We start from the raw sequence: 26,223 nt of genomic DNA, 5'->3' as shown, positions 1-26,223 counted from the left end.
TAATAATTATTATGAGGTCGAAGACCTTATTGACAGACTGTTATGTTTCCGGCAGCGCCGAGATCAAACCAAGGTGGTCAACGAACGGAATGAAGTCTCGATCAATAAATAGCAGCGGCATTCGTCGTTCGATGCAGAAAGTCGCAATAATGACGTCAGTGGTTTTGCGGACGGTGATTCCTTTTTTACGGAGCGCACGATAATTCTCAGCACATTTTTCAGGCATGCCTTCGCTAAACAACTCAAGCCTGTCCAAGGTCATCAATGTCTGCTTGGTCAGGCGATATTCGCTGTCGTTCCGGATGCCTTGAAGGATTTCCAAGAAAATCAAATCACCCATGGCGACGGTACCCGCGACAATTCCCGCATCCAGGGCATCGGTATGCTGGCTCTGAACTCCGTTAAGGTAGTCGATCCAAACACTGGTATCGACCAGAATCACTTGCCGCCTCGCATTTCTTCCAAGTCTCCTTCCCATTTCACTCGGCCACGCAGCTTGCGAATTTCCTGTTGCTGGCTTCGTAAGACAAGTAGCTTAAGCCCTTGTTCTACGGCTTCTTTTTTAGTGCTGTACCCGGATGCTTTGAGGGCCGCCTCCATCAAGTTGTCGTCTATTACTATGTTGGTTCTCATAAATCACCTGTTGGTGTGTATTGATAGGTTGTTTATACACACTCTAGCATGGGTAAAAAAACATAACAATGCGCAGCAATCGCTCCCGTTGGTCGCTGGGACAGCCAAAACGCTGCGCTTATTTGGCCGCCCTTGTGCCGGGCATTAGCTGTGATTGCCCCAATCGGAAAGTGATACTATAGTGTCACTATTAGTCTGATTCAGGGTTAGTCCATGAAAGTTGAGCTTGTTACGAACCTTAAGCTCCAGGCCACAAAGATTCTGGCAGACCTGCGCTTGTCCAAAGAGCCGGTACTGATCACAGAGCATGGTCAGCCATCAGCTTATCTTGTTGATGTGCAAGATTACGAATTCATGCAGCGTCGGCTTGAGCTGCTTGAGGGGCTCTCACGGGGAGAGCGTGCTGTACTTGAGGGAAGAACGTACAGCCAGAGTGAGGCCAAGGAGAAGATGAGTAAATGGCTGAAATAGTCTGGACGGAGCCAGCCCTCCAGGAACTGGAGGCCATCGCTGAGTACATTGCCTTAGATAATCCCGCAGCAGCACGTAATTTGGTCAGTACCATTTTCAAAATAACCCAACGTCTCGAAGGCTTTCCTAAATCCGGTCGTACTCCATCTGAACTTCCCAACTCTATCTATAGAGAATTAGTAGCCCCACCTTGCCGGATTTTTTATCGAGAAGATGGCAAACAAGCCCTAATCCTCTATGTAATGAGAGAAGAACGGCAACTGCGTACTTATATGCTTGAGAATACTAACGGCTGAAAGCATACGGTCTGAAGATAACAATCGGCTGCATCGCGATCGCTTTTCCGCCGCTTTCGCAGCTACAAATCGGCGCTTGCGCCGGACGTGATCGCTGAACAGAAGAATATAGATACTCAACGTAACAAGAAGGTCGTAGACTTCTGTGACATCGAGCGTGAATTGCTTCAGCGTCTAACCCCTTTGACCTCAATCTCTCTTTTTAGGGTGGTAATACACCGGTTATGAGTCAGCCAAAAATCGTCAATTACCTCAGTGGTTACAGCCCACAGGTTCAGCAGCAGGTGCTGGCGTTGTTAGAGAGCAACCAGTCGGGCATTTGGCTACAGAAAAAATATCCTCAAGCGCATGAGCTGGTGTCAGAAAAAGCCTTGTATGACTATGCTCAGGGCATCAAGAACCAGTATATGCGCAGCTCATCACCGATCAGCAAGGTGGTGTACGATGATAAAATTCACATTATTAATAATGCGTTAGGCCTTCACACCTATGTGTCGCGGGTGCAGGGCGCTAAGTTGAAGAAGAAAAACGAGATTCGTATATCATCGTTATTTCGCAAGGTTCCAGAGGCGTTCTTACGAATGATACTCGTCCATGAGCTTGCGCACCTACGTGAAAAAGAGCATGACAAAGCGTTTTACAAGCTCTGTTGTTACATGGAACCCGAGTACCATCAACTTGAATTCGAGCTGCGCTTGTACCTGTGCCATCGAGAGCGTTTTGGTGACTTATGGGGGAGGTCAACTGATTGAGCATACCCATCATTCAGCGCGCAGGCGTTCTAAGCGCTCACGCTCTTCTTCGCTGGCGGCATCGATGACGGCCATCAGCTCATTTACGTCAGTGTTGGTATCACTGTAGGCGTAGGTGCCAGTGAGTTGGCTGTCGGCGTGGAGTTTGCCGGTTTCGTAGAGTGACCACATTTCACGGGCAAATTCGGTCTTCAAGAGTTCGGGGGCAAAGCGTCCAAAGTAGGCACGCATAGTATTGACGTCCCGCTCAAGCATCATGCTGGCGCTGTTATTACCCGCAGCATTGACGGCTTGAGGCAAATCGATAATCACCGGCCCGTGTGCATCCAGCAGTACGTTAAACTCGGAAAGATCGCCGTGTACCAGCCCGGCACAGAGCATGCGAACAATTTCTTCAATCACCTGCTGGTGCCAGATTTTGGCTTCTTCTGCGCTCAGTGTTACATCGTCAAGGCGTGGAGCCACAAAGCCCTCGGCATCTGTGATCAGCTCCATCAACAGGACACCATCAATAAACCCATAGGGTTTAGGTACCCGTACTCCGGCTGCAGCCAGCTGGTAAAGTGCCTCTACTTCGGCGTTTAACCAGGCGCTTTCCTGTTCTTTTTGCCCATACTGCGTTTTTTTCGACATGGCGCGAGCGCGGCGGCTATTTCGAACCTTGCGACCTTCCTGGTATTGCACTGCTTGCTTGAAGCTGCGCTGACTGGCTTCTTTAAATACTTTGGCACAGCGCACATCATCACCACAGCGCACGACATAGACGTCGGCCTCTTTACCGCTCATGAGCTGGCTGATCACTTCATCGATCATGCCATCATCCACTAATGGCTGTAATCTTTTGGGTACTCTCATAAAACGTATCACCTAACCTTGTTTATCTATTGCTGTTTTGCTTGAGCACTCCGCACCCAAAGAGGCACCAAGCACAGAGCTTGGATCAGCATCAATCCGGCAAAAGCGATCTTGAGGGCTAGGCTCATCGAATACTCCATCGATTGTAAGGTATCCAATGCGATACCTAATCCCCACTGAACAATGAACGCACCGGCAAATGCCATCAAATTAATTGCGGTGCTGACACGCCCAAAAGCAGATTTCGGGAAATGAACAGCGGTAGCAATGTAGGTTTGTGCGTTGGCGGCGGACAGTATGCCGAGGAGAAACCAGAGCAGAAGGGTGGGGCCGATTTGGATGAGTATCAGCAATTGCACGCCGAGCATCGCGGCGTAACCAAACTGCATCAGATTTAAGGGCGTGACACCACCTTGGCTAAGTCGTGTGCCAAAGAATCCGATGCTCAGTTGGCCAAGAAGCATGCCCAGATTCAACGTCATCAAATAATAGGCGGCTTGATTGAGAGAGAGGCCATTGACCTGCATTAACCAGGGCACGGCCCAGAGGCTTTGCAGCGCCATAAATCCACCGGTGAAAAACGTGGCGGAACCGGCAAAGCGCAAAAAAGTGGGGGAACAAAAAATCGTCCCGATTGAGCGTAAAGTTTGTTTGAGTGTGTCATGGGATCGGTGCTCGGCATCGCCCGGTAGCGTGATAAAAACAGTGATAGACAAAGCAAAGGATAATCCGGCAATTAACCCAAACACACCGCGCCAACCTAAGTGAGGCAGGAGAGCCTCCATTGGCGTGCTCGCGGTGAGCGCGCCTAAAGCCCCCGCGGCCATGATAAAACCTGTCATGGAACTTTGGCGCTCGGGCGGATACCAGAGGGCGAATCCTTTAAGGCTTGCCATCAAACAGGCCGAAACCCCCAGTCCAATCAGCCCTCGGGCGAGAGTGAGATGCTGGCGCGTATCGCCCAGTGCAAATGCGATAGAACCGATGCCGGCCAGCAAGAGTAAGCTGCCTAGCACACGTTTAGGACCATAACGATCCAAGGCGATGCCCAATGGAATTTGTGCGAGGCCAAATGTCAGAAAGTAAACACTGGTGAGTAGGCCTAAATCTGCTGCAGACAGCCCCAGTTCGCTGGTCAGATCAGGAGAGATCACCGCATTGACGGTGCGCAGCAGGTAAGATAGGTAATAACCCAAGGCAAAGGGTAAAAAAATGATCAACCAAGAAGCCGTTGGGCGCGTGCAGCAAGACATCCAATACTATCCGTTCAACAAACAGCCGACTCTACGCGTTGAGTTCGCCTAGAGCTAGCAGGTAGGATGTCAGAAGTGATGTATGAACTAATAAGTAAAACTTATGGGTGAGTGCGAAGAGAGTGTCTGACGGTTGGGAGGCCTGCATATGAGTCTACTCAAGTATCTATTTTTACCCCCAGCGGTTCAGGCGCTCATGCTGGTATTGGCGCTGTTGCTTCTGAGCCTTGGGCGTCGTATCAGTGCCTTCCTGCTTCTGCTGTTATGTGCAGCTTCACTTTGGCTTCTCGGTTTGCCTTTGGTCAGCCATCCGTTGCAACGCTCATTGGAGATCTATCCGGCACTCAATCTGGATTCAGTGGAGGCGCAGGCGATCGTGGTACTCGGGGGTGGACGTGCGTTTGATGGCGCCGAGTTTGGATGGCCCGATGCCCCGAGTGAGCAAACCCTGAGCCGTTTAACCTACGGTGCTTTTTTACATCGACAGACGGGCTTGCCACTTCTGGTATCCGGTGGTCGTGTGCATAACGAGGCACAGAGTGAAGCGGAGTTAATGCAACAGTTGTTGCAGGCCAGCTTTGATCTACCGGTAGCTTGGCTGGAGGATCGCAGCCGAACCACCTATGAGAATGCGCTTTACACGGCGCAAATGCTTAAAGCCGAAGAGATTCAAACTGTCCTTCTGGTCAGCCAAGCTTGGCATCTGCATCGTGCTGTGCCGGTGTTTGAGCATCAGGGTTTAGAGGTCATCCCCGCGCCCATACAATTCACCACACCGCCACCTAAGGGTTGGATCGGCTGGATCCCCACGGCCTATCATGCGCGCCAGAGTGCTCAGGCGATACATGAGTGGCTGGGGTTTTGGGTGTATCGGTTGAGAATGAGGTGAGAGGAAGAAAGGCAATAACATTGGAGTGACCCGGCGAAGAGGCTAGTTCCTGCTGTTTTAAGATCCAATCCTCTTATTTCGTCGTCTAGAGTGCATTCATCATCTGTCTGGAGTTCACAATGAAACATCTACTCTTAGGCTTAAGTCTGCTTTTTCTTTTGGGCTGCTCCGGGATGCCGAAGTCGGTTCAACCTGTCGCGGAGTTTGAGTTACAACGTTATCTTGGTACCTGGTATGAAATTGCCCGCTTAGATCATTCGTTTGAACGAGGATTAAGCCAAGTCACAGCAGAATATTCAATGCGCAGTGACGGCGGGGTGCGGGTTTTAAATCGTGGTTTTTCTGAAGCTGAGCAGCGTTGGAAGGAAGCGGAAGGTCGTGCCTACTTTGTGGGTGACAGGGATAAGGCTTACTTAAAAGTCTCTTTCTTTGGCCCTTTTTATGGCTCGTATGTCATTTTTGATCTCGATCCTGAGTATCAACATGCCTACATTTCAGGCCCCAGTCACAAATATCTCTGGCTGTTATCGAGAACACCACAGGTTGATCCTGAAATTCTTGAGGATTTTGTGACAAAAGCTCAAACCTTAGGTTTTGCAACAGAGTCGTTGATTTTTGTCGAGCACTCGCAGCCATCCACGCCCTAGAGCGCAGAGTGTGCTGAGCCTGTTGTCTGAATTGAAGCGTCGTGCCTCAATTCAGCCCGCCTTATGCCGGGGATGCACATCTCTGGTACATCTGAACATTTCATTTTCTGCGATTAACGCGTTGATTGTTTAAAAATCAACCGCTTGCATTTTTTGGCGCGTCATTTGCTTTTCCTGAAGGGAAATTAAATATCCTTTAAGTAAATTAAAATCCGATCAGGAGAGAGACAAAATGGCGATGAAATACTTCGAGCAGGCCACCAAAATGCCACTGCCCAGTATGAATAAACCCGGCAGTAATGCCTTCCTAGATGATCTTGTTGCGTCTACCGATGCGGAGAAAACCATCGTGTCGGGTTTCTTTCGCATGGAGAAATCAGACAAGCCTCTGGAGTACTACTACCACTATCACGAGATGAAAATCATCGTTGAAGGTGAGCTGACCATTTCCGATGAGGCGGGTAATGTGGCGCAGGCTAAGGTCGGAGATGTGTTCTATTTCGAGCAAGGCAGCACCATTACCTTCCAAACAGACAGTTATGGTTTAGGTTTCTTCTGCGGCCAGCGTCTGCAGGGTGATGCCTGATTCCGTCCGCGTTCTGAGCGGTTTCCACTAACCCAGAGGAGGTGACCATGTCCGCGATGGCGATGATTAAAAGCCGACCGATCTATGCGCAACCTAGGCGTGATGAGCGTGCGAAAATGCATCTATTTGTGCATCAAGGCACGATCGATGCGCGCTTAGATGCGCTTTATCAGGCATTGGCTGAAAGCGAGCGTGCACTTTGTTGTTTAGCTTCAACAGAGGAGAGGTCGTTGCTTGAGTCGGAATTGGCGCGCTTGCCCTTGGCCAGCGCTCTGTATGTCGCGGGTGAGGAGGCCTTCCTTTGGGATGTACGAAACCTGGCCAGACAACAGGGCTGGGTGGATGAGCAGATCCATCTTGCCCCACCTTTGCAGGGACAACGTCGGGTCTTTTGTACCCACTGCTACAGCTTGATGGAAGGGGTGCGTTTTTCGCCCGTGATTTGTACGGGATGCGCGCGTCCTCTGTTGGTGCGTGATCATTTCTCCCGACTGCACGGTGCCTATGTCGGGGTACAGATTAATGTGGAAGACCCTGCCGATTTACCAGAAGAGGAGCCGCTGACATGAGCCACTCCATGTTTGAGGTTCGGGTTGCGGCGATAGAAGAAGTCGCCCCGATGATTCGAGAGTTCTGTTTTGAGCCGGTACAGGGAAGTCTTCCCAGCTTTTCACCCGGTAGCCATATCCTAGTTGAGATGCCGGCACGGCCTCGGCCTTATCGTAATGCCTACTCTCTGCTGAGTGATCCGCGTGATGCCCGTCATTATCGTATTGCTGTGCGCCTCCAGGAGCGCTCACGAGGGGGCTCACGTTTTATGCATGAACAGGTGCAGTGCGGCGATAACCTGCGCATCTCAGCGCCTGCCAATCTTTTTGCACCCTACTGGCCGGCTAAAAAACATCTGCTGATTGCCGGAGGGGTAGGCATTACGCCGTTTCTTTCGTTTTTGCCGGAGTTTGTGCGTCGCCAACAAAATTTTGAGCTGCATTATCTGTTTCGCAGCCAACAAACCGGCGCTTACCGTGACAGCTTACGTCAAGGCCTAGGCCAGGCTCTGCATCTCTATGATTCATCTCAGGGGCAGCGCTGTGATCTTCACGCGCTTTTAGCCCGGCAAAGCCCAGGCACTCATGTGTATATCTGTGGCCCACAGAGTTTGATTGATACCGTGACCTTTTTAGCTCAAGAACTGGGTTGGCCGCGCAGTTGTGTACATTTTGAGACCTTTACTGCCGCGCAACCCGGCCAGGCATTTTCCGTGGAATTGGCCCGCTCCGGGCAAACCCTAGCGGTAGAGCCGGAAGAAAGCCTGCTCGAAGCCTTGGAGGGTGCGGGCGTTGATCTGCCCAATCTGTGTCGAGGCGGTGTCTGTGGTCAGTGTGTGACGAGGGTGCTGGAAGGTGCTGTGGAGCATCGAGATGCCTTCTTATCCGCAGAGGAAAAATCGCGTCAGGATTGCATCATGCCCTGTGTCTCTCGTGCCCAGGGGCACCATCTTAAACTGGATCTCTAGGAGCTGAGCATGCGTATTGCCCCCAAAGCTATCCAAACCTTTCGTGATGATTTCACCTACAGCAACAGCCCCGGTGCCATCGCGCGTTTTCCCTTTCCCTTTCCTGAAGATGAGTACCGTTATTCGGTGAATATCGAACCTCATCTCACGCCCGGCCCTGAAGGCTCAGTCTATGAGCATCTATTCGATATAGATGAACATTATCTATCGGAGATGGCGGAGCGTAACCTGGTGTTGCAGGAGAATCCGAAACGTTGCCTGGCAATGCCGCATATGGATCTGGCCTGTTGGGACATGATCGAACGTGTCATGGTGGCGTTTGCGACTGACTATCCAGAGTACTTTGCCCTGACTCGTGAAGGGAATCACTGGATCTGGGAGAACAAACTTTTAAATCAACGTGATGAGTTCACCTTTGGCGACAGCTCGACTTTGCCTCTGCCGCCGATGGAATATATCGGTCGGCAGGTGCAGGGAGATTTTGCCCTGCTCGATCAGCGCGAAGGTGATCTGTTTATGGATGCCGGGATCGTGACCTGTCCGGCGGACTGGTCACTGGCTTTTGATGCCGGTATGAGTTTCTCGGAATGGCATGGTCCGGTGCCGCTGGCGCATGAAATGGGTGTGTTTGATCGGGCGTTGAAGTATCTGGTGGCAATACCGGTAGGGCGTCCGGTGCGGCGTTTGAACTGGACGCTGACGATTAATGCTCGTATGGACACCTCGCCAGAAACCTATCCCGCTTGGGGCATGGATCGTGCGAGTGTCACCCCCGACAATGTGGGTGAGAAGGTCTATCTGCGGGTTGAGCTACAGGTGCTGGATCGGATGCCGCGTAGCAACGCTTTGATGTTCAGCATTCGCACCTATTTGATCAGCATGCAGGATCTGGTGACACGTCCTGACTGGGCTAAGCGTTTGCATCGTGTGATGAAAACCCTGCCACCTGAACTGGTGGAATACAAAGGCTTGAGCCGTTTTCATCCGACACTGGTGCAGTGGTTGGCTCAATTCGATCCAGCAAATTGAGGTGCTTATGGGAATGGGATGGGTCTATTTGATTATTGCCGGCGTGTTGGAGTGTCTATGGGCTTTAGGCCTGAAGTACAGTGATGGTTTTACGCGTTTGTGGCCATCACTGATTACGGCTCTGCTCATCGTCATCAGCTTGCTGCTCCTGTCCTTGGCGATGCGCACCATTCCGGTGGGCACCGCCTATGCGGTCTGGTCGGGGATAGGGGCAACAGCTTTGGCCACAGTGGGCATTTTGTTTATGCAAGAGCCCGGCGGTTTTTTGCGTATTGCTTGCATCGGTATGATTATCGCCGGCGTGGTGGGGCTGAAACTCTTTGGTGAAGGGATGGCTTAAGGTCAAAAAAGCGGTGCCGGCAAAACCGGCACCTTGAACCTTTAACTCGCTTTGCGAGTTTTTGTGTTTAAGGGGGTGTCCGCTAGGTAGGCTTCCATCGAATCATCGAGTGCATCCAGCCAAGGGGTATGATGAGCAGGTGAAGGGGTACCCGTCATTAAGGAGGTGTAAGAGTAATCGCGGAAGGTCATGATGTTTTCTTTCTTGTGATGTTTCCACTCCAAGAAGGTACGGTTGACGCCGGCGATATCAAAGGTCGGGTAATCGGTCGCCTCGATCAGTTCCTGAATGTAAGCGCCTTGGTATTCGTACATCTCTTTGGCATGCGTCAGTTGCAGTTCGCGCTCGCGCCAGGCTTGGCTATCGGCTCGCATGCTGGCTTGATCTGGCAGGGGGATGCGCCCGAGTAGGATGTCGCGCACATACCAGGCTTGAGCATCAAACATGTTAAAGGTGTACCACTGATCCTGCATGCCGAGATAAAAGAGTTTCGGGTTATCTTCCCAAACCACACCTTTATATAAATTTAACGGCCACAGACGGTTATTGGTTTTTAGGCGTAAGGATTCTTCGAGAAACGGAAAGTGGTGCAGATAACCGGTACAGAGAATAATTGCATCAATCTTTTTATGGCTGCCATCTGCAAAATAGGCGTGATCGACATCGACGCTTTCTAGCGCCGGTTTTTCTTCCCAGTTCTTCGGCCATTTGTAGTTCATGGGGGCACTGCGATAACAGCTGGTAATCGAACGTGCACCGTATTTGTAACACTGGGAGCCGATATCCTCTGCGGAGTAGCTGGCGCCGACAATTAAGATATCCTTGTCTTTGAACTCCAGAGCATCCCGGAAATCATGTGCATGCAGAATACGCCCTCCGAAATGATCAAAGCCCGGAAACTCGGGGACGTTGGGGGTAGAGAAGTGGCCGCTGGCACAGATAACATAATCAAATACCTCGGTCGTTAGGGTGTCGGTGTTATGGTCATGTGCGGTGACATTAAACTGTCCGCTGTTGGCATCATAGGTGACTTGGCGGACCGGGCAGTTAAAGCGGATGTAATCACGTACTCCGGCTTTTTCGACACGCCCTTTAATGTAATCCCAGAGCACTTCGCGTGGGGGGTAGGACGCAATGGGCTTGCCAAAATGTTCCTCAAAGGTGTAGTCCGCAAACTCCAAACACTCCTTGGGCCCATTCGACCAGAGATAGCGGTACATGCTGCCATGCACCGGCTCACCATGCTCATCTAGGCCTGTGCGCCAGGTGTAGTTCCAGAGTCCGCCCCAGTCACTTTGTTTTTCAAAGCAGACCAGTTCCGGTATTTCCGCGCCCTTGGCCTGAGCCGATTGAAACGCACGTAGCTGTGCTAGCCCGCTTGGGCCCGCGCCAATAATCGCAACACGTTGGGTCATAAGTCTCTCCCGTCATTAAGATGCAAGCGGCCTGCGTTGGAGCAGGGCTCTGAGACTTAAATTAAGGCCTTTAAACTCTGGGGATAATTCCTCGTTGAGGGTAGGTAAAAAGAGGTAGAAAACGCGGGAGATTTATTCGCTGAAGCTGAGAATCGCGCCTTCTACACCGAGAATCGTGCCGGTTGAAGAGAAGAGACCACAGCCCTTCTCACTGACCCAGCGTAAAGTACCGCTGGCATGATGAATGCGATAACGCAGTTGAAAAGATTGTTGCTGCTGCAGAGCATCTTGTACCGCTTGCCAGACGCCATCACGATCTTCGGCGTGAATCAGCTCTCCATAGCTGAGATGAGGCTGATTCACCAAAGCATCGGCGGAGTAGCCGGTCAGATCTAGGCAACCCTCGCTGACATATTCCATGCTCCAACTCAGATTGTTGCGTGCTCGGTACAGCATCATCGGAAGATTATTCACCAGCTGATGCAGGCCACGATGCTGGGCGGCACGTTGTTGATCGGCTTGCACCTGAGAGGTGATATCACAGAGGCTGACACTGATTGGCCAGAGCGATTCAGGGTAGAGCGCCTGCATCCTCAGTTCACACCAGTAGAGTTGGGGGCCCGATACCATGCGCAGCCAGACTGGAGTCTGGCGTTTGCCTGCGGCATGTTCGGCCAGCATCTCACGCCAACGCGCGAGGTCGGCGGGGTGCAAAAAGTCACTCAAGCGTTGCTGGGCTTGCGGCGGTTGCTGAATCCACTCACACCAGCGCTGATTACAAAAACGTATCTGCCCTTGAGCATCCAGCAGCAACACACTTTCATCGAGGCTGTCGAGCAATTGCAGAGGAAGATCCTCGTGCGGCGTCGTCGCCGCAGTGCTTAAACCTGCCCAGAGTCGGCGCATGTGGCTTCCTCCGATAATCCTGTCGATTGAAATTCAGGATGGGCATGTACCCAAGCCGCTAACTCCAGGCGAGAGTGTAGATTGAGTTTGCGCAGCAGGCTTTTGACATAGACCTTGACGGTGCCATCGCTGATGCCCAGTTCACGCGCAATTAACTTGTTACTTTTCCCACGTGCGATCAACTGCAGGGTTTGGTTTTCACGCTGCGTCATCTCATTGTGCAGAGGGTGTGCTTCTAAAGCGCTAGAAGGCGAGGTTTGGCGTTGGCGTAGCCCTTGGGTCAGGCGCAGCAAGGCTTCATCATCCAGAGCGATTTTGCCCGCTAAAACCGCCTCTAAACGGCGCAAGATCTCCTGTGCATCGGTTTCTTTTAACAGATAACCATCGGCACCGGATTCCATCGCTTGCACCAGATGGTGATGATCATCCGAGGCACTGAGCATCACCACGCGCCAGTCAGGCCGCATCTGCTTCAAGCGCTTGAGTAGAGATAGACCATCTTCACCGGGCATTTGTAGATCCAGCAGCGCCAGGTCCGCTTCCAGATCGGGTAAGACCTCCAGCAGAGCGGCAGCCGAATCAAAATCCGCAAGCACCTGAAAACAACCGCTGTCATTTAACAGCTCCGCGACACCGCGGCGAAACAAGGGGTGGTCATCCACCAGAATCACGCGTGCTACGTCTGGGAAGAGTGTGTTCTTGGTCATCACAGATCCAGCCTATTCAGATAAAGATCCAGGCGTGTCCCGCCGGACTGTCCAGCTCCTAGATGCAATTGAGCGCCAATTTTTTCCGCTCGCTCACGCATGATTTGTAAACCAAAACTGTCGGCACGCGGTTCACGGGCGTGCAGGCCTTGGCCGTTGTCTTCAATGCTCAGATGCAAGCCTTGTGGCGCTAAGGGTAAGAGCTGAATGCGGACATGGCTGGCCTGGGCATGGCGCAGCGTGTTGTAGAGTGCTTCACGGGCAATCATTAGCAGATGGCGTGTGATTCGGGCATCGGGATGTTGGGTTAAAGCGCGGTCATCCAGTTCAAACACCAGAGCGCTTTGATTTTCGAATTCGGCCACCAACTCCATCAGCGCCGCATGTAAAGACGGACATTCCAAGCCGATGCGTGTTTGGCTGATCAACTCACGAGTGAGGCGGTAAGCGTGGCGTGTATGTTGCGCAATATCGTCAACCAGCGCCTGCTCTGCAACCGGGCAGGTTGGGCGCTGATTTTGCAGACGGCTGGTGCGTAAACGCAGATAGGCCAGCATCTGGGCCAAAGAGTCATGTAGTTCCGCCGCATGACAGCGCCGCTCTTCATCACGAGCGGCTTGCAGGCGCAACTCTTGCAGCTGGCATAGATGCAACCCGGTTTCGAGATTATCCAGAAAGTTGTGCAGAGCGAGCTGAGTACTCTGACTGAGCGGTTGGGGGGTGATTAACAGCCACCAGTGTCGCCCTTGTGGCAGATCGAGCGCCTGCGCTTGTACCCATAGGGCCTTGCCTGTGTTCGTACTGGTCTCAAAGCAAGCTTCCACGCGCTGCTGCTCGGCAGGGACGCTTTGCAAACCCTCTAACCAGCTCGCAGGAAGCGGCAGCTTGGCTTCAGGGGCCGCTGTGAGCAAGGGCAGCAGGCTGGATCCAACCTGGGCACAGGGGGAAGAGGGTAAGCCTAGCCAGGCTTGGCTGGTATCCGGCAGCGAAAGATGGTGCCACCAGGGCGCTAAACAAGCGGCGAGTTCAACTTGCCAGTGTTCACAGCGGGCAATTTCTAAGCTGAAGAGTGGAGAGCTGTGAGGCCGAGCTTTCTGGCTTGCAACCCGAGTTGGGGTGTCGAGGCTCGTGCCGGCCAGTGGATGCAGTTTGCGCATCCACAGCAGTAGATCGGAAAAAAATCGAGAGTTGGCCTGCTCTAAACTGGGTTGAGTCACGAGAATCTCCTGTTTTTCTGGCCACGCAAACGCGTAAAAGATAGCGGTAGTAAAGCAGTAAGCGTGCCAGCCTTCAGCGCCTACCTCGAAAGAGATAACCCCTTGGGCGCATTGTTTACTTATCTCCTGTAAGTAAAGATTTTTTCTCAATAGTAATTCTTGTCGGCGGCTGAAGTCGGCAAGAGGTGTTGGTTTGAGGTTGCACCAGTCTGGTACGTCTTCTGTACGAGCAGTGCTCTTTTGCCCTTAGATGAGGCTTGTGCTCGGCACGCAGAGGACGCTTTCCCTCTCCAACCCATTTCCAGAGGAGATAGAAGATGCAGGCGATCGCACAGGGCTTAGCGGCTCGGGAAATGCTTACGCCCGACCCTCAAGCGGCGCTGACCTACCAGCGCCAGTATCCGGTTCGCGCGCAGCAGGCGATACAGGTGTGCTTACGTCCTGGAGATTGGCTGTCTATCGAATCCCCAGGCGCAGAGCAGATCTGTGAGATTCTCTGTTCGCAGCCAAGCGATGCTTGGCAAAAGGCGGTTAAGGCTTGGCCTCTGGCCGAAGTCTATGCACAACAGCTACACAGCGGCTCGGGCAGTGCGCAACGCCTAGCCGATAGGCTGGCGCTTTGGGGATGGCAGGGTGAGGGGCTGACGACTCAGCTTCCTGCCGCCGCCTTACCCTGGCGTTGGCAGTGCCCCGTGCAGGGGGAAGCGGTGACTTTGCTTCTGATTGCGGCCGGTTTGGATATGGCGGTGGATGAGTCCTTTGCTGCGGGTGAGCTGTTGGTAACGCATGAATCGGCGCAGGAATTACCTTTACCGCTACCTTACTCACCTAAGCCGCAAATGCCTGAGCCGCGCCTTGAGATACGTATCCCTCACTCCAGTGCACGAGCCTATCAGGTCAAGGCCGGTGAGTGGATTCAGATCAGTGATGTGCAGGGTAAACAGTGCTCCGACTTTATTGCTTTTGATTGGCAAGCTTTACAAGCCGGAGAAGAGCTGACACTGGATGCGGCGGCGACACGGACACTCGCTGGCCATGCCCTGCCGCAGCCTGGGCTCTATTCACGTTTTGCGGATCAGAAGATGCAAACGCTGCTGGAATTGGTGCAGGACACCGTCGGTCGCCATGATAGCTTTATGCTCGCCTGTACGCCGAAGTACTACGATGATGCCGGTTATTTTGGGCATATCAGCTGCACCACCAATTTTAACCATGCCTTGGCGGAGTATGGCATCGCGCCCCGCGCAGGCTGGCCGGCGATTAATTTCTTTTTTAACACCTACGCTGAGCCCTGTGGACAGATCGGCATGGATGAACCCTGGTCGCGTCCGGGGGATTATGTGTTGTTACGCGCCAGTCGAGATCTGCTCTGTGTCTCGTCCGCTTGCCCTGATGATATCGATCCGGCCAATGGCTGGACCCCGACTGAAATACATCTCCGTATTTTTCCTGCGCAGGCCGAATTTCCGCGCGCGCTTGCCTATCGCAATTTACCCCAGGAGCCTGCACGTATGACACAACCTACGGCCTTTCATCCACGGACTTCCGCCTTAACCCAGCATTTTAGTGAATATCGAGGTTACTGGCTGGCCACCGAATATGCCGGTTGGGGGGCACGTGCCGAATACCTCGCCTGCCGTGAGCGTGTGGCGGTGATGGACCTTTCTCCGTTACGCAAGTTTGAAGTGACCGGCCCGGATGCGGAAGCCCTGCTGCAAAAAGCCCTAACGCGTAATGTACGGCGTTTGGCTGTCGGAGCGGTGGTCTATTCCGCCATGTGCCAGCCCACCGGCGGCATGATTGATGATGGCACCTTGTTTCGCCTTGGGGAGCAAACCTTCCGTTGGATCTGTGGGGATGCTTACAGCGGCATCTGGTTGCGCGAATTAGCCCTGCGTGAGGGCTTGCGCGTGCGTATCTCCGAATCCACCGACCAGTTACACAATTTGGCCGTGCAGGGGCCAAAGAGCCGGGCACTTTTGGAGACATTAATCTGGACACCAGAGTGTCAGACCTCGATCGCCAATCTGGCCTGGTTCCACTTCACGCTCGGGCGCTTACAGGGCCCGGCGGGCATTCCTTTGATGATTTCACGCACGGGTTACACCGGCGAGCTGGGTTTTGAGGTTTGGTGCCATCCTGATCATGCCTTAGCCGTTTGGGATGCGATCTGGCAGGCCGGTGAACCTCTCGGCATGGCGCCCGTTGGGCTGGAAGCCTTGGATATGTTGCGCATCGAAGCGGGGCTGATTTTTGCCGGTTATGAGTTTTGTCCAGAGACAGACCCCTATGCCGCAGGGATCGGCTTCACGGTTCCCTTGAAAACCAAGGAGGAGGACTTTATCGGGCGTGCCGCTTTAGAGCGTATTCCCGCCAGTGCGCGTCCACAGTTGATGGGCTTGATTCTGGAGAGTGAGGATCTTGTGCACAGCGGGGATGGACTCTACGCCGGACGCTTTCCCGTCGGTCAAGTTACCAGTGCGACGCGCTCACCCTTGTTGGGTAAAACCCTGGCGCTGGTTCGAGTGCAACCGGAGTATGCACAGGCGGGGCAGCGTCTTGAGGTCGGGCAGTTGGACGGTCTGCAAAAGCGTTTGCCTGGTGAGCTGGTGAATCTGCCCTTCCATGATCCTGAACGCCTCAGAGTGCGCAGCTGATGCGGTTAAAAAACGAACACTTTGAGTGCATGTGCAGGTGCCAAATGATCGTTATTGTGCGCTGCAGCAAGCCTCTTCGGGTTGCGCTAATAGAAGCCATGCCCCGCTTGAAATTTGATCAATTTTTAAACATAAGAAAAAACAGAGAGATAGCCACAAAAGCCAAGCAATACGCGGTTTTGAAGCCGATTCTGCGGAAGGTCTGGCATATAGGTTGCATTCTCTTAGGGAAAGATAATTTCCTTTCATTAATAATAAGATCGCCCCTAAAAAACCGGCTCACACTTGCCTGAACAGTCGGTTCTGACCCTGATATAACGCTGGATACACGAGGATAAGCGGATGACTATAGAAACGCTGCAAAGCACCTTCGAGATGCATCAGGCGATGAATGTCGAAGTGTTTTATTGGTGGTGTACAGCCATCATGTTCATGATTCACACTGGCTTTTTAGCCTATGAAATTGGCGCATCACGCGTTAAGAACGCTCTCACTTCTGGGATGAAAAACATCCTGACCCTATCGGTGATTATTCCCACCTTTTACTTTTTTGGTTGGTGGATCTACAACGCCTTCCCGAATGGTTTGATTCCGATCGATGCCTCTGAGGCCTTGCCTTGGAGTCTCAGCATGGGGCCGGATGTTGAAGACATGGGCACCGGTATCTTCTTTGCGGCCTTTGCGCTCTTTGGGGCGACCACCGGTTCGATTCTATCCGGTGCCGTGATTGAGCGTATTCGTTTAAGTGCCTTTTTAATTCTGGCCGTGATTCTGGGCTCGGGTGTTTGGATTCTGGCCGGTGCTTGGGGTTGGCATCCAGAAGGTTGGCTCTTGACCAAACTCGGTTATCACGATGTGGGGGCTTCCGGTGTGGTGCATGCGGTGGCCGGGTTCTTTGCCTTAGGGGTGCTGATGAATCTTGGCGCGCGTGTGGGTAAATACAAAGATGGGGTGGCTATGTACATTCCGCCTCATAACCTGCCCATGTCTTTGATCGGTTTGATGATGATTATCGTCGGTTTCTTTGGCTTTCTCGGCGGCTGTATCATTTTCAATGGAGGGGAAACCGGCTGGACCACCATCTATGGTAATCCGACAAACCTATCCGCGTTCGGATTCAATACACTGATGGGCTTTGCCGGCGGTGTGATCGGCGCTTATCTAACATCGCGTGAACCCTTCTGGACCATGTCGGGCGGATTAGCCGGCATCATTACCGTTGCTGCCGGTCTTGATCTCTATTACCCAGGCTTAACCTTTGCTCTGGCGGCCAGTGGTGGCGCCTTGATGCCGCTGGTGGGACGTCAGCTGGAGAAACTGGGGGTTGATGACGCCGTAGGGGCTGTTGCGGTGCATGGCTTCTGTGGTTTCTATGGTGTGGTTCTGGTGGGTGTCATCGCGTCCGGTTATCCGAACGTGGCTGATCTGCCAAACATCACCTTCACTGGACAGTTGCTGGGTGCGATTGTCATGGCTCTGGTCGGCTTTATCCCGGGTTATGGCATTTCGTATCTGTTGAAGAAGTTTAATGCTCTGCGCGTACCACCTCAGGTGGAGGTTCTGGGTCTGGATCTGGTGGAAATACCGGCCAAGCCCTATCCAGAAACGGTTCCGGCTTACAAGGTGGTGGAAAACACCCTGGAACCGGGCCAAGAAAAATTGGTGTAACACAGGGGAGGCCTAGCCTCCCGCTTGATCTGATCTATTTTTTCACACACGGGAGTCGAAGATGAGCAGTCCAATTACGAGCTGGGAAGGTGCCACCACCTACTTTACCTTTGCCGATAATCCTCTGGCGATGGCGGTGTGTTTAGCCGCCGCAGTCGGGGTGTTTGTGTACCTCAACGTATCCATTATCCGTCACGAAAAGGCGGTGTTTGATAAACATCTATCCGACTAAGATTCGGGAATCTTGCAAACAGGGTGGCCAGGTGCCACCCTTTTTTGTGTCTGATCAGAGCCCCACAGCGGGTTTAATGATCGTCGTAATGGATCACCGAGAGAAGCTGGATCGGCACCTCCAAGAGCTGCTCCGGCCCGTGGGGGATCTCCGCATCAAACGAGAGGGAATCACCCGGTTCCATCTCATACAGGTGATTGCCGTGGCGATAGAGAATGCGACCCTTTAAGAGATAGATGAACTCTTCACCTGGGTGCGAAAAGGTAGGAAACACTTCCGATGCATCATCCATGGTGATCAAGAAAGGCTCCAAGGTGGTTTTTTTGCCACGGTGATAACTGAGTAACTGATAGGTGTGGCCCTTCTCGGTGCCGCGCCGCACCACTTCCATCCCTTGTCCCGCTTTGGTGAGCTGTGCGCTGCCGGTGGGTCGGTCATAGTCACTAAAGAGCTGTGAAATCGGCAGGCCAATCGCATCACACAAGCGCCCCAGTGTATCCAGGCTGGTAGAGACCTGAGCGTTCTCAATTTTGCTCACCATACCCTGGCTCAGACCGGCGATACGCGCGACATCGGTGATCTTCAGCGCTTGTTCGGTACGCCGGGTTTTGACGCGCATCGCAATGTATTGCTCCAGTTTCAGCTTGGTATCGATATCCCGATCCATGCTGATCTCGCCTTTTTTCAGTGCGCTGATGTGTCTGGATGGTGCATTTTTAGGCGGCATAGCCTTCTCCCTTGCTCTGGCGGTGGCTCAGCGTAGTTTCCTGTAAGGAAACTTTATTTCTTAATCTCGTTAAAATCAAAGAATTAGCCTGAGCACTTACTAAAAATTCACGCCAACGATGAAGTTGGCAAAGAGATTGCTTTACCTTAGTGAAATTAATTTTCCTGAAGAGAAAATAGGGCTCAAGGTTATGGCAATTGAAACTCAGAATGCGCGTAAATACCGACTTACGGTCTCTTGTCCGGACACCTACGGAATCGTAGCGGCCGTGACCCAATTCCTGGCCACACATCGTGGCTGGATCAGCGAAGCGCATCAATTCGCGGATCCGGAAACCTGCACGTTCTTTATGCGTTACGAAATCCTTGCAGATTCCCTGCCGTTTGATCTGGATGTGCTGAAAAATAAATTCGAACCCATCGCGGAAGCATTCAACATGACCTGGCAGATCACCGATGCCTCGGTGAAAAAGCGCGTGGTGCTGATGGTGTCGAAAGAAGCTCATTGTTTGTCGGATCTACTCTATCGCTGGCGCAGCGGAGATATGGACTTCGAGATTCCTTGTGTTCTCTCTAACCATGAAGATCTGCGCAGTTATGTGGAATGGCATGGTATTCCGTTTATCTACCTGCCGGTGGATCAAGCCGACAAGGAGCCGCATTTCCGTGCGGTGCGTGAACAGATCGCTGCCGCTCAAGCGGATGCCATCGTGCTGGCTCGCTATATGCAGATTTTGCCGGAAGAGCTCTGTGATCTCTACCCATCACGCATCATCAATATCCATCACAGCTTCCTACCTTCGTTTATAGGCGCTCGTCCTTATCACCAGGCGGCTGTCCGGGGGGTGAAGCAGATTGGAGCCACCTGCCACTATGTCACCTCCGAGCTGGATGCCGGCCCGATCATTGAGCAGGACGTTCATCGTGTCACGCATCACAACACCACCACCGACATGGTACGCATCGGTAAGGATGTGGAAAAAGCGGTGTTGGCTCGCGGTCTGCGCTGTCATCTGGAAGACCGGGTGTTGGTGCATGGCAATAAAACTGTGGTTTTTGCCTGATCCGGCAAGGGGAGAGCAGCATGCCCTGGCGTTTATTGAAATACGGTTTACAAAGCGGTCATCACGAGCCGCGCTTTTTCCCAGAAAGTAAGCCGCTGAAGTCCCATTACGATGTGGTCATTATTGGCGGCGGCGGGCATGGAATGGCCTGTGCTTATTACCTGGCCAAGGAGCATGGCATCACCAATGTCGCGGTGTTGGAACAGGGATATATAGGGGGGGGCAATACCGGTCGTAACACCACCATCGTACGCTCCAATTATCTCACCCCTGAAGGCGTCAAATTCTACGATGCCAGCGTTAAGTTGTTTGAAGATCTGGCGGATGACTTTGATCTTAATATCTTTTACTCAACGCGTGGCCATTTCACCCTAGCGCACACCGACAGTGCTCTACGCACCATGCGCTGGCGTGCCGAAGTGAATAAACACTATGGCATCGACAGTGAAGTGGTGGATCGTCAGATCATCGCCCAAGAAGTGCCCTATATGGATCTGGATTGTGCTGGCCACAGTCCGGTGATGGGGGCGCTTTACCACGCGCCCGGTGCCGTCGCGCGCCATGATGCGGTGGCTTGGGGTTATGCACGCGGTGCTTATCAGCGTGGTGTGGAGATCCATCAGAAAACGCGTGTCACCGCGATACGCACGCAAGGAGGTCGTGTGGTGGGGGTAGACACCGATCGTGGCCCGATTCAATGCCAGAAAGTTATCTCAATGGTCGCCGGTTCCACCCCGCGCATCACCGAAATGCTCGGCTTGCGCACCCCAATTGAGATCTTCCCGTTGCAAGCCTGTGTGTCTGAGCCGGTGAAGCCTTTTATGGACACCATCGTGGTTTCCGGCAGTTTGCACGTTTACGTCAGTCAGTCCTCACGCGGTGAGCTGGTGATGGGCGCTTCAGTGGATCCATCGGTCCTGCATTCTACCCGTTCCAGTTTCGATTTTGTCGAAGGTCTGGCCGACAAGATGCTGGATCTTTTCCCCTTCATGAGCCGCATGAAAGTGATGCGTCAATGGGCGGGGATGAGTGATATCACCCCAGATTTCGCACCGATCATGGGTAAAACCCCCGTCGAAGGTTTTTATCTGGATGCCGGTTGGGGCACCTGGGGCTTTAAGGCCACACCCATCAGCGGCAAAACCATGGCCTGGACAGTCGCCAATGATCAGATGCATGAATTGATTCAACCTTTCCGCTACAGCCGTTTTGCCGACTTTGATCTAGTCGGCGAGAAGGGCGCAGCTTCGGTTGGGCATTAAGGGAGTCTCACCTATGAAACTATTTGATTGCCCCGTCATTGGCCGCCGCCCGATCAGTGAGTTTGATTACTTCGGTGAGGTGCGCCGCCCTCCAGTCCAGGCCGATGGCAGTGTTGCGCCAGACGTGTGGAGTGATTTTGTCTTCAACCGTGCCGGTGCACCCGGAGTGTTGCGTGAATGGTGGTATCACCGCCCAACAGGACGTTGGTATGTGATGGAGCGTGACACGCTTAAGGATGAAGTTCTGCGTTTTATCGATATTCAAGAGGTGCGTTATGAGCTGCCGGCTTGATCCTCAACCCTTGGAATGGATTAACCGTTCCGAAACCCTTAATTTCCAGTTTGAAGGGCGTGCCGTGCAGGGTTTTGCAGGCGACTGCATCACCTCTGCACTCCTGGCCTCAGGGCAAACCCTGTTAGGGCGTAGTTTCAAATACCATCGGCCACGTTCGGTCCTATCCCTGGCCAATCATGATGTGAATGCACTCTTCGAAAGCGCTGAAGCAACCAATATTCGGGGCGATGTGGTGCCACTTCAGGCCGGTATGAATCTGCGTGCCTGTCATGCCAATGGCAGTCTGGAGCAAGATAAAGATGCTTGGTTGGGCGCCTTCTCGCGCTTCTTGCCGGTGGGTTTTTATTACAAAACTTTCCATAAGCCCAAGAAGTTTTTTCCCTTCTGGGAAAAGATAATTCGTCAGAAAGCCGGCTTAGGGCGCATCAGTACCGCCTGGAGTGTTGAGCGTCAGGCGAAACAATATGCCTTCTGTGATCTGTTAGTGATCGGTGCGGGTGCCAGTGGCTTGCAAGCGGCTTTAACGGCGGCTGAGGCGGGTGCTGATGTGGTCTTGGCGGATGAAAATCCTCACCTTGGCGGCAGCCTCGACTATCAATATGCCCAGGATGCACAGGCGGCGTCTCTGCGCGATCAGCTCAAGCAGCAGGTGTATCAACATCCGCGTATCCGGGTGTTCAGTGAGCATATGGTGTGTGGTTGGTACACCGATCACTACCTGCCTTTGGTTGGGCCTCAGGGCATCACCAAACTGCGCGCGCAGGGGGTCATTTTTGCGACTGGCGTGATGGAACAGCCTGCGGTCTTCCGTAATAACGATCTGCCGGGTGTGATGTTGGCTTCCGCTGCACAGCGTTTGATCACACGTTATGCGATCAAACCGGGCAAAAAAGCGGTGATTCTTGCCGGGAATGCGGAAGCCTATAGCGCGGCCTTGGATCTGTTACGCGCCGGGGTAGAGATTGCGGCGATTGTTGATCTGGCGTCCAGTCAGACACGGGGTGAAGTGGCAGAAGATCTGCGTCACCGTGGCGTGAAGATCTTGGATCATTCTGCGGTGTATGAAGCCTGTGGCAAAAAATCTCTGCAGGCCGTGGTAGTGGCGCCGTTTGATGGTCGCAACTGTGATAGCGGCCTGACCCAAACCCTAGACTGTGATCTGCTGCTGACCAGTGTCGGTTGGGCACCCACAGCACAGTTGCTTTACCAGGCCAAAGCTCAGTTAGCCTATGACACGACACTAGAGCAGTTGCTACCGGTAAGCCTTCCCTCTGGGATTCAAGTCTGTGGTCGTGTCAACGGTGCGTTCACCCTGGCCCAGCGCTTAGCCGATGCCAAACGCGCAGCGCAAGCGGCGGTGGCAGAGCTGCGCGGTGAGCGCCTGGAAACAGACGCCTTGGCAACCTATCGGGATAGCCAAGCACACAGTCATCCCTGGCCAATCGTGGCACACCCTAAGGGTAAGAACTTTGTCGATTTTGACGAGGATCTCCAGCTTAAGGATCTGTATAACGCGGCAAAAGAGGGCTTTGACAACATTGAGTTGATCAAACGCTTCTCAACCAACGGCATGGGACCAAGTCAGGGTAAACACGCCAATATGAATGGCATTCGTATCCTGGCTCAGATTCGTGGGCAATCGATTGATGCCACCGGATCGACCACAGCACGTCCTATGTTTCATCCGGTGCCCATCTCTGCCTTGGCGGGTCGACGTTTCCGCCCTGAGCGCTGCACGGCGATGCATGCTTGGCATCTGGAACACCAGGCCAAAATGATGGAAGCCGGTGTTTGGTTGCGTCCTGAGTATTACGCGCGCCCTGGCTTATCGCGTGAAGAAGCGATTTTCCAAGAAGTCGAAGCGGTGCGTAAGCAGTTGGGTCTGATCGATGTCTCGACGCTCGGAAAAATCGAGGTGTTGGGGCCGGATGCCGCACGACTGCTCGATCTGGTCTACACCATGAAGATGTCGACGCTGAAAATCGGCATGACACGTTATGCGCTGATGGTGGATCAGAGTGGTGTCATTGTGGATGACGGTATTGTCGGGCGTTTGGCTGAAGATCAATTCTACGTCACCGCTACGACCAGCCATGCCGATGCGACGTTTAAGACCCTGTCACGCCTGCTGGTTGAGCTGGGCTTAGAGGTACGCCTGGTCAATCGCACCGGCTCTCTGGCCGCCATGAATCTAGCCGGCCGTGCCGCACGCCAGCTTTTGAGTGGTATCACGGATATCGATCTGAGTGAAGCGGCCTTTCCCTACTTAGGTATTCGTGAAGGGCAGTTGCTCGGGCATCCGGTCCGTCTGATTCGCGTCGGATTTGTCGGGGAACTGGGTTATGAGATTCACCTTTCTGCTCAGGCCGCACTGGAGGTATGGAATGCCTTGATGCAGGCCGGTGCGCCTGCCGGTATCCGTCCTTTTGGTGTCGAGGCACAAAGGGTGCTGCGCTTGGAAAAAGGCCACATCATCGTCGGCCAGGATACCGATGGTTTGACCCATCCTTATGAAGCCAATATGGCCTGGGCAGTGCCCTTAAAGAGCAAAGCCTGGTTTACCGGCAAGGCGTCTTTGGCGCGTTTACAGGGCTTATGCCAGCGCCAACTGATTGGCTTCTGCTTGCCGCCACACTACCAGGGCCCTATCCCCAAAGAGTGCCATCTTCTGATCGAACAGGGCGAGATCATCGGTCGCATCACCAGTATTGCGCCTAGCCCGGCACTGGGCCGCGTGATCGGTCTGGCGATGGTGGATCTACCCTGGGCAAACAGCAGCAAGTTTCTACAGGTGCGGGTGGATGGGGGCGCGCTCGTTGAGATCGAAGTCTGCTCTTTACCCTTCTATGACGCCGAAGGTCTTCGGCAAACCGCTGATTTGACGGAGGTGGTCTGATGTCGACCCCAGTACATGAACCCGGAGATTTTCTACAGCTGAGCCTCCTGCAAGGTTGGCAGGTGTATCTCCTGACCGGGCCGCGCAGCCAAGCCGATCTGATCGCCGCTGGCTTAACACCCGCACAAGACTTAATGAGTGCTGTGTGCCAAGACGGTGTGCTGGTGGCGCGCAGCGGGCGCGATGAATACATGGTGATTCAGCCGCCGCACTGCCCAAGTTTGCATGGACACTGGTGTTTCCCCCGCACGGAAACGCTGTTGCGCCTGTCGGGGCCGGATTGGATCGAGGTGATGGCACAGGTGTGTGCTTACGACTTTCGCCAACTCCAGCCCGGACAATGGCTGATGGCTCAGGTCGGAGGTGTCGGTTGCTGGCTCTACTACGAAGCCGACAGCGCCGCACTCCTGATCGGCTTTGATCAAAGTTATCAACATTACCTGCATTCGACGCTGCAGCAGGTAGTGGCTGATTTGAATGCAGGTTTATCGCCTGCAGGCAAAACCCAGTCTGCAGCGTGCGTGAACCCATCAGATGTTTTAACAGGAGGTGCAGCATGATACCTGCCGAAATCGATCGCGTGATGAAAGAGAAACAGATCAAATATGTGTTGGCGCAGTTTGTGGATATTCACGGTGTCGCCAAAACCAAATCTGTCCCTGCCAACTGTCTGATGGACGTGGTGGAGAAGGGCGCAGGTTTTGCCGGTTTTGCCGTCTGGGGCTTAGGGATGGAGCCACATGGTCCAGACTTTATGGCACGAGGTGATCTCAGCACCTTTAGCCCTGTGCCTTGGCAGCCGGGTTATGCGCGTATCGCGTGTGATGGTTATGTCAGTGGCAAACCCCATCCTTACTGCTCCCGAGTCGTCCTGAAAAGACAGCTGGCGCAACTTGAACAGCAGGGCTGGACGTTGAATTCAGGATTGGAGCCAGAGTTCTCTCTGTTCAATCGTGCTGACGATGGCACCCTGACGCCGGTAGATGAAAGCGATGTGCTGGCCAAACCTTGTTATGACTATAAAGGCCTGTCGCGCTCACGCGAGTTTCTCGAGCAGTTGGTGGATGCTCTGCAACAGGTCGATTTTGATGTCTATCAGATCGATCATGAAGATGCCAATGGCCAGTTCGAGATCAACTACACCTACAGTGATGCCCTGACCTCGGCGGATCGTTTCACTTTTGTGCGCATGGCCGCCGGTGAGATCGCCAACAAGCTGGGCATGGTTTGCTCCTTTATGCCCAAACCCGCTTCAGATCGGACCGGGAATGGTATGCACTTCCATCTTTCCATCACCGATGAGCAGGGCACTAACCTGTTCCATGACCCCAGTGATGTGAACGGTATGGGGCTGTCAAAAATGGCCTATCACTTCATCGCCGGGATTTTGGAACATGCGCAGGCACTTTGTGCATTCTCGGCACCGACGGTCAACTCCTACAAGCGTTTAGTCGTGGGGGGTAACTCCTCAGGTGCCACCTGGGCACCTGCTTATATCTGTTACGGCGATAACAACCGTTCTGCGATGGTGCGTATCCCTTACGGACGTTTGGAGTTCCGTTTGCCGGATTCCGGTTGTAACCCCTATTTGGTGCACGCTGCGTTGATTGCCGCTGGGATGGATGGCATTGAGCGTGAGCTGGACCCGGGTGATCCGGTGAATCTCAACCTTTACAACCTTTCCTTGGCTGAAATCAAAGAGAAGGGTGTGCGTATTCTGCCACAAAACCTCAATGAGGCATTGGATGCTTTGGAAGCCGACACCCTCATCACTCAGAAATTAGGGACAGAGATAGTCTCAGAGTTTTTGAAGGTAAAGCGCACGGAATGGATTGAATACAGCCGCCATGTTTCCGATTGGGAACTCAAGCATTACGCGGAATTTTTCTAAGCCTGGAGCGTTGATCACCC

At 53.1% G+C, this 26,223-nt stretch carries 28 protein-coding genes; 19 read left to right on the top strand and 9 right to left on the bottom strand.

The genetic code is table 11. The annotated features are described in order from the left end of the window. Positions 1 to 40: 40 nt before the first annotated feature. A complete protein-coding gene (gene vapC, locus E1H14_RS09275; RefSeq protein ID WP_149391184.1) occupies positions 41 to 442 on the bottom strand; it encodes a type II toxin-antitoxin system VapC family toxin in 402 nt (133 codons plus the stop codon). Further along, positions 439 to 633: a type II toxin-antitoxin system VapB family antitoxin gene (locus E1H14_RS09270; protein ID WP_093479021.1), complete on the bottom strand. Its 195-nt coding sequence runs from the start codon at positions 631 to 633 to the stop codon at positions 439 to 441. The genes vapC and E1H14_RS09270 overlap by 4 nt, the downstream gene beginning before the upstream one ends. A gap of 213 nt (positions 634 to 846) precedes the next feature. Between E1H14_RS09270 and E1H14_RS09265 the strand changes: the two genes are divergently transcribed. From E1H14_RS09265 to E1H14_RS09255, 3 genes are all read left to right on the top strand, one after another. Beyond that, positions 847 to 1,104 (top strand): type II toxin-antitoxin system Phd/YefM family antitoxin, encoded by a 258-nt coding sequence (locus E1H14_RS09265; protein WP_149391183.1) that lies wholly within the window; start codon positions 847 to 849, stop codon positions 1,102 to 1,104. Then, positions 1,092 to 1,400 (top strand): type II toxin-antitoxin system RelE/ParE family toxin, encoded by a 309-nt coding sequence (locus E1H14_RS09260; protein WP_149391182.1) that lies wholly within the window; start codon positions 1,092 to 1,094, stop codon positions 1,398 to 1,400. The genes E1H14_RS09265 and E1H14_RS09260 overlap by 13 nt, the downstream gene beginning before the upstream one ends. 224 nt (positions 1,401 to 1,624) lie before the next feature. Next, on the top strand, positions 1,625 to 2,152 hold the full coding sequence (locus tag E1H14_RS09255) for a M48 metallopeptidase family protein (RefSeq protein WP_149391181.1): 528 nt from the start codon (positions 1,625 to 1,627) through the stop codon (positions 2,150 to 2,152). Positions 2,153 to 2,161: 9 nt separating this feature from the next. On the opposite strand, the gene E1H14_RS09250 is transcribed toward E1H14_RS09255, so the two are convergent. Further along, a complete protein-coding gene (locus E1H14_RS09250; RefSeq protein ID WP_149391180.1) occupies positions 2,162 to 3,007 on the bottom strand; it encodes a PA4780 family RIO1-like protein kinase in 846 nt (281 codons plus the stop codon). 26 nt (positions 3,008 to 3,033) lie between these two features. After that, the gene (locus tag E1H14_RS09245) at positions 3,034 to 4,260 is read right to left on the bottom strand and encodes an MFS transporter (protein ID WP_149391179.1); all 1,227 of its coding nucleotides are present in this window, start codon (positions 4,258 to 4,260) and stop codon (positions 3,034 to 3,036) included. Between the two features lie 148 nt (positions 4,261 to 4,408). Between E1H14_RS09245 and E1H14_RS09240 the strand changes: the two genes are divergently transcribed. The 7 genes from E1H14_RS09240 (at position 4,409) to E1H14_RS09210 (ending at position 9,267) form a co-directional block, all read left to right on the top strand. Beyond that, entirely contained in the window at positions 4,409 to 5,149 is a 741-nt protein-coding gene (locus tag E1H14_RS09240; protein ID WP_149391178.1) for a YdcF family protein, read from the top strand. Positions 5,150 to 5,268: 119 nt separating this feature from the next. Beyond that, positions 5,269 to 5,796, top strand: a complete 528-nt coding sequence (locus E1H14_RS09235) for a lipocalin family protein (protein WP_149391177.1) — start codon at positions 5,269 to 5,271, stop codon at positions 5,794 to 5,796. A 232-nt stretch (positions 5,797 to 6,028) separates the two neighbouring features. Further along, positions 6,029 to 6,382, top strand: coding sequence for a cupin domain-containing protein (locus tag E1H14_RS09230; protein ID WP_149391176.1), 354 nt, complete (start codon positions 6,029 to 6,031; stop codon positions 6,380 to 6,382). 47 nt (positions 6,383 to 6,429) lie between these two features. Then, the gene (locus tag E1H14_RS09225) at positions 6,430 to 6,951 is read left to right on the top strand and encodes a dimethylamine monooxygenase subunit DmmA family protein (protein WP_149391175.1); all 522 of its coding nucleotides are present in this window, start codon (positions 6,430 to 6,432) and stop codon (positions 6,949 to 6,951) included. Then, positions 6,948 to 7,898: a PDR/VanB family oxidoreductase gene (locus E1H14_RS09220; protein ID WP_149391174.1), complete on the top strand. Its 951-nt coding sequence runs from the start codon at positions 6,948 to 6,950 to the stop codon at positions 7,896 to 7,898. Before E1H14_RS09225 ends, E1H14_RS09220 begins: the two co-directional genes overlap by 4 nt. A gap of 9 nt (positions 7,899 to 7,907) precedes the next feature. Then, positions 7,908 to 8,927, top strand: a complete 1,020-nt coding sequence (locus E1H14_RS09215) for a heme-dependent oxidative N-demethylase family protein (protein ID WP_149391173.1) — start codon at positions 7,908 to 7,910, stop codon at positions 8,925 to 8,927. 13 nt (positions 8,928 to 8,940) lie between these two features. After that, on the top strand, positions 8,941 to 9,267 hold the full coding sequence (locus E1H14_RS09210) for a DMT family transporter (protein ID WP_149391172.1): 327 nt from the start codon (positions 8,941 to 8,943) through the stop codon (positions 9,265 to 9,267). 41 nt (positions 9,268 to 9,308) lie between these two features. Here the strand turns inward: E1H14_RS09210 and E1H14_RS09205 are convergent, their stop codons facing one another. The 4 genes from E1H14_RS09205 to E1H14_RS09190 form a co-directional block, all read right to left on the bottom strand. Next, on the bottom strand, positions 9,309 to 10,682 hold the full coding sequence (locus E1H14_RS09205; RefSeq protein ID WP_149391171.1) for an NAD(P)-binding domain-containing protein: 1,374 nt from the start codon (positions 10,680 to 10,682) through the stop codon (positions 9,309 to 9,311). A 132-nt stretch (positions 10,683 to 10,814) separates the two neighbouring features. Further along, a complete protein-coding gene (locus E1H14_RS09200) occupies positions 10,815 to 11,588 on the bottom strand; it encodes a PAS domain-containing protein (RefSeq protein WP_149391170.1) in 774 nt (257 codons plus the stop codon). Then, positions 11,564 to 12,295 carry a response regulator gene (locus E1H14_RS09195; RefSeq protein ID WP_149391169.1) on the bottom strand — a complete coding sequence of 244 codons (732 nt, stop codon included), beginning with the start codon at positions 12,293 to 12,295 and terminating at the stop codon, positions 11,564 to 11,566. Before E1H14_RS09195 ends, E1H14_RS09200 begins: the two co-directional genes overlap by 25 nt. Further along, a complete protein-coding gene (locus tag E1H14_RS09190; protein WP_149391168.1) occupies positions 12,295 to 13,512 on the bottom strand; it encodes a sensor histidine kinase in 1,218 nt (405 codons plus the stop codon). The genes E1H14_RS09195 and E1H14_RS09190 overlap by 1 nt, the downstream gene beginning before the upstream one ends. A gap of 317 nt (positions 13,513 to 13,829) precedes the next feature. Between E1H14_RS09190 and E1H14_RS09185 the strand changes: the two genes are divergently transcribed. From E1H14_RS09185 to E1H14_RS13180, 3 genes are all read left to right on the top strand, one after another. Then, positions 13,830 to 16,169, top strand: coding sequence for a DUF1989 domain-containing protein (locus E1H14_RS09185; RefSeq protein ID WP_149391167.1), 2,340 nt, complete (start codon positions 13,830 to 13,832; stop codon positions 16,167 to 16,169). Between the two features lie 342 nt (positions 16,170 to 16,511). Next, positions 16,512 to 17,837 carry an ammonium transporter gene (locus tag E1H14_RS09180; protein ID WP_149391166.1) on the top strand — a complete coding sequence of 442 codons (1,326 nt, stop codon included), beginning with the start codon at positions 16,512 to 16,514 and terminating at the stop codon, positions 17,835 to 17,837. A gap of 61 nt (positions 17,838 to 17,898) precedes the next feature. Further along, entirely contained in the window at positions 17,899 to 18,069 is a 171-nt protein-coding gene (locus E1H14_RS13180; RefSeq protein ID WP_200834078.1) for a hypothetical protein, read from the top strand. A gap of 73 nt (positions 18,070 to 18,142) precedes the next feature. Here the strand turns inward: E1H14_RS13180 and E1H14_RS09175 are convergent, their stop codons facing one another. Continuing rightward, positions 18,143 to 18,796, bottom strand: a complete 654-nt coding sequence (locus E1H14_RS09175; protein WP_456093777.1) for a helix-turn-helix domain-containing protein — start codon at positions 18,794 to 18,796, stop codon at positions 18,143 to 18,145. Positions 18,797 to 18,986: 190 nt separating this feature from the next. Between E1H14_RS09175 and purU the strand changes: the two genes are divergently transcribed. Genes purU through glnT form a run of 6 tightly spaced genes read left to right on the top strand, consistent with a single transcriptional unit; the run spans position 18,987 to position 26,203 of the window. Continuing rightward, positions 18,987 to 19,859: a formyltetrahydrofolate deformylase gene (purU, locus tag E1H14_RS09170; RefSeq protein ID WP_149391165.1), complete on the top strand. Its 873-nt coding sequence runs from the start codon at positions 18,987 to 18,989 to the stop codon at positions 19,857 to 19,859. 20 nt (positions 19,860 to 19,879) lie between these two features. Continuing rightward, the gene (locus tag E1H14_RS09165) at positions 19,880 to 21,121 is read left to right on the top strand and encodes an FAD-dependent oxidoreductase (RefSeq protein WP_149391164.1); all 1,242 of its coding nucleotides are present in this window, start codon (positions 19,880 to 19,882) and stop codon (positions 21,119 to 21,121) included. A 13-nt stretch (positions 21,122 to 21,134) separates the two neighbouring features. Then, entirely contained in the window at positions 21,135 to 21,413 is a 279-nt protein-coding gene (locus E1H14_RS09160; protein WP_149391163.1) for a sarcosine oxidase subunit delta, read from the top strand. Then, complete coding sequence (locus E1H14_RS09155; RefSeq protein WP_149391162.1) at positions 21,397 to 24,312, top strand: 2Fe-2S iron-sulfur cluster-binding protein; 2,916 nt, start codon at positions 21,397 to 21,399, stop codon at positions 24,310 to 24,312. Before E1H14_RS09160 ends, E1H14_RS09155 begins: the two co-directional genes overlap by 17 nt. Next, complete coding sequence (locus E1H14_RS09150) at positions 24,312 to 24,872, top strand: hypothetical protein (protein ID WP_200834077.1); 561 nt, start codon at positions 24,312 to 24,314, stop codon at positions 24,870 to 24,872. Before E1H14_RS09155 ends, E1H14_RS09150 begins: the two co-directional genes overlap by 1 nt. Continuing rightward, positions 24,869 to 26,203: a type III glutamate--ammonia ligase gene (glnT, locus tag E1H14_RS09145; protein WP_149391161.1), complete on the top strand. Its 1,335-nt coding sequence runs from the start codon at positions 24,869 to 24,871 to the stop codon at positions 26,201 to 26,203. Before E1H14_RS09150 ends, glnT begins: the two co-directional genes overlap by 4 nt. Positions 26,204 to 26,223: the final 20 nt, after the last annotated feature.

Source organism: Nitrincola tapanii (assembly GCF_008368715.1).
Classification (GTDB): Bacteria; Pseudomonadota; Gammaproteobacteria; order Pseudomonadales; family Balneatricaceae; genus Nitrincola; species Nitrincola tapanii.
This window is presented reverse-complemented; position numbering and strand designations above follow the sequence as displayed.

Excerpts from the sequence above, each read along its gene's own strand:
- E1H14_RS09250 (WP_149391180.1), bottom strand. The coding sequence starts at position 3,007 with ATGAGAGTACCCAAAAGATTACAGCCATTAGTGGATGATGGCATGATC.
- E1H14_RS09175 (WP_456093777.1), bottom strand. The coding sequence starts at position 18,796 with ATGCCGCCTAAAAATGCACCATCCAGACACATCAGCGCACTGAAAAAA.
- E1H14_RS09235 (WP_149391177.1), top strand. The coding sequence starts at position 5,269 with ATGAAACATCTACTCTTAGGCTTAAGTCTGCTTTTTCTTTTGGGCTGC.
- E1H14_RS13180 (WP_200834078.1), top strand. The coding sequence starts at position 17,899 with ATGAGCAGTCCAATTACGAGCTGGGAAGGTGCCACCACCTACTTTACC.
- glnT (WP_149391161.1), top strand. The coding sequence starts at position 24,869 with ATGATACCTGCCGAAATCGATCGCGTGATGAAAGAGAAACAGATCAAA.
- E1H14_RS09210 (WP_149391172.1), top strand. The coding sequence starts at position 8,941 with ATGGGATGGGTCTATTTGATTATTGCCGGCGTGTTGGAGTGTCTATGG.
- E1H14_RS09225 (WP_149391175.1), top strand. The coding sequence starts at position 6,430 with ATGTCCGCGATGGCGATGATTAAAAGCCGACCGATCTATGCGCAACCT.
- E1H14_RS09150 (WP_200834077.1), top strand. The coding sequence starts at position 24,312 with ATGTCGACCCCAGTACATGAACCCGGAGATTTTCTACAGCTGAGCCTC.
- E1H14_RS09220 (WP_149391174.1), top strand. The coding sequence starts at position 6,948 with ATGAGCCACTCCATGTTTGAGGTTCGGGTTGCGGCGATAGAAGAAGTC.
- E1H14_RS09270 (WP_093479021.1), bottom strand. The coding sequence starts at position 633 with ATGAGAACCAACATAGTAATAGACGACAACTTGATGGAGGCGGCCCTC.
- E1H14_RS09230 (WP_149391176.1), top strand. The coding sequence starts at position 6,029 with ATGGCGATGAAATACTTCGAGCAGGCCACCAAAATGCCACTGCCCAGT.
- E1H14_RS09245 (WP_149391179.1), bottom strand. The coding sequence starts at position 4,260 with ATGTCTTGCTGCACGCGCCCAACGGCTTCTTGGTTGATCATTTTTTTA.
- E1H14_RS09215 (WP_149391173.1), top strand. The coding sequence starts at position 7,908 with ATGCGTATTGCCCCCAAAGCTATCCAAACCTTTCGTGATGATTTCACC.
- E1H14_RS09155 (WP_149391162.1), top strand. The coding sequence starts at position 21,397 with ATGAGCTGCCGGCTTGATCCTCAACCCTTGGAATGGATTAACCGTTCC.
- E1H14_RS09200 (WP_149391170.1), bottom strand. The coding sequence starts at position 11,588 with ATGCGCCGACTCTGGGCAGGTTTAAGCACTGCGGCGACGACGCCGCAC.
- E1H14_RS09260 (WP_149391182.1), top strand. The coding sequence starts at position 1,092 with ATGGCTGAAATAGTCTGGACGGAGCCAGCCCTCCAGGAACTGGAGGCC.
- E1H14_RS09180 (WP_149391166.1), top strand. The coding sequence starts at position 16,512 with ATGACTATAGAAACGCTGCAAAGCACCTTCGAGATGCATCAGGCGATG.
- E1H14_RS09255 (WP_149391181.1), top strand. The coding sequence starts at position 1,625 with ATGAGTCAGCCAAAAATCGTCAATTACCTCAGTGGTTACAGCCCACAG.
- E1H14_RS09195 (WP_149391169.1), bottom strand. The coding sequence starts at position 12,295 with ATGACCAAGAACACACTCTTCCCAGACGTAGCACGCGTGATTCTGGTG.
- E1H14_RS09240 (WP_149391178.1), top strand. The coding sequence starts at position 4,409 with ATGAGTCTACTCAAGTATCTATTTTTACCCCCAGCGGTTCAGGCGCTC.
- E1H14_RS09205 (WP_149391171.1), bottom strand. The coding sequence starts at position 10,682 with ATGACCCAACGTGTTGCGATTATTGGCGCGGGCCCAAGCGGGCTAGCA.
- E1H14_RS09265 (WP_149391183.1), top strand. The coding sequence starts at position 847 with ATGAAAGTTGAGCTTGTTACGAACCTTAAGCTCCAGGCCACAAAGATT.
- E1H14_RS09160 (WP_149391163.1), top strand. The coding sequence starts at position 21,135 with ATGAAACTATTTGATTGCCCCGTCATTGGCCGCCGCCCGATCAGTGAG.
- E1H14_RS09165 (WP_149391164.1), top strand. The coding sequence starts at position 19,880 with ATGCCCTGGCGTTTATTGAAATACGGTTTACAAAGCGGTCATCACGAG.
- E1H14_RS09185 (WP_149391167.1), top strand. The coding sequence starts at position 13,830 with ATGCAGGCGATCGCACAGGGCTTAGCGGCTCGGGAAATGCTTACGCCC.
- purU (WP_149391165.1), top strand. The coding sequence starts at position 18,987 with ATGGCAATTGAAACTCAGAATGCGCGTAAATACCGACTTACGGTCTCT.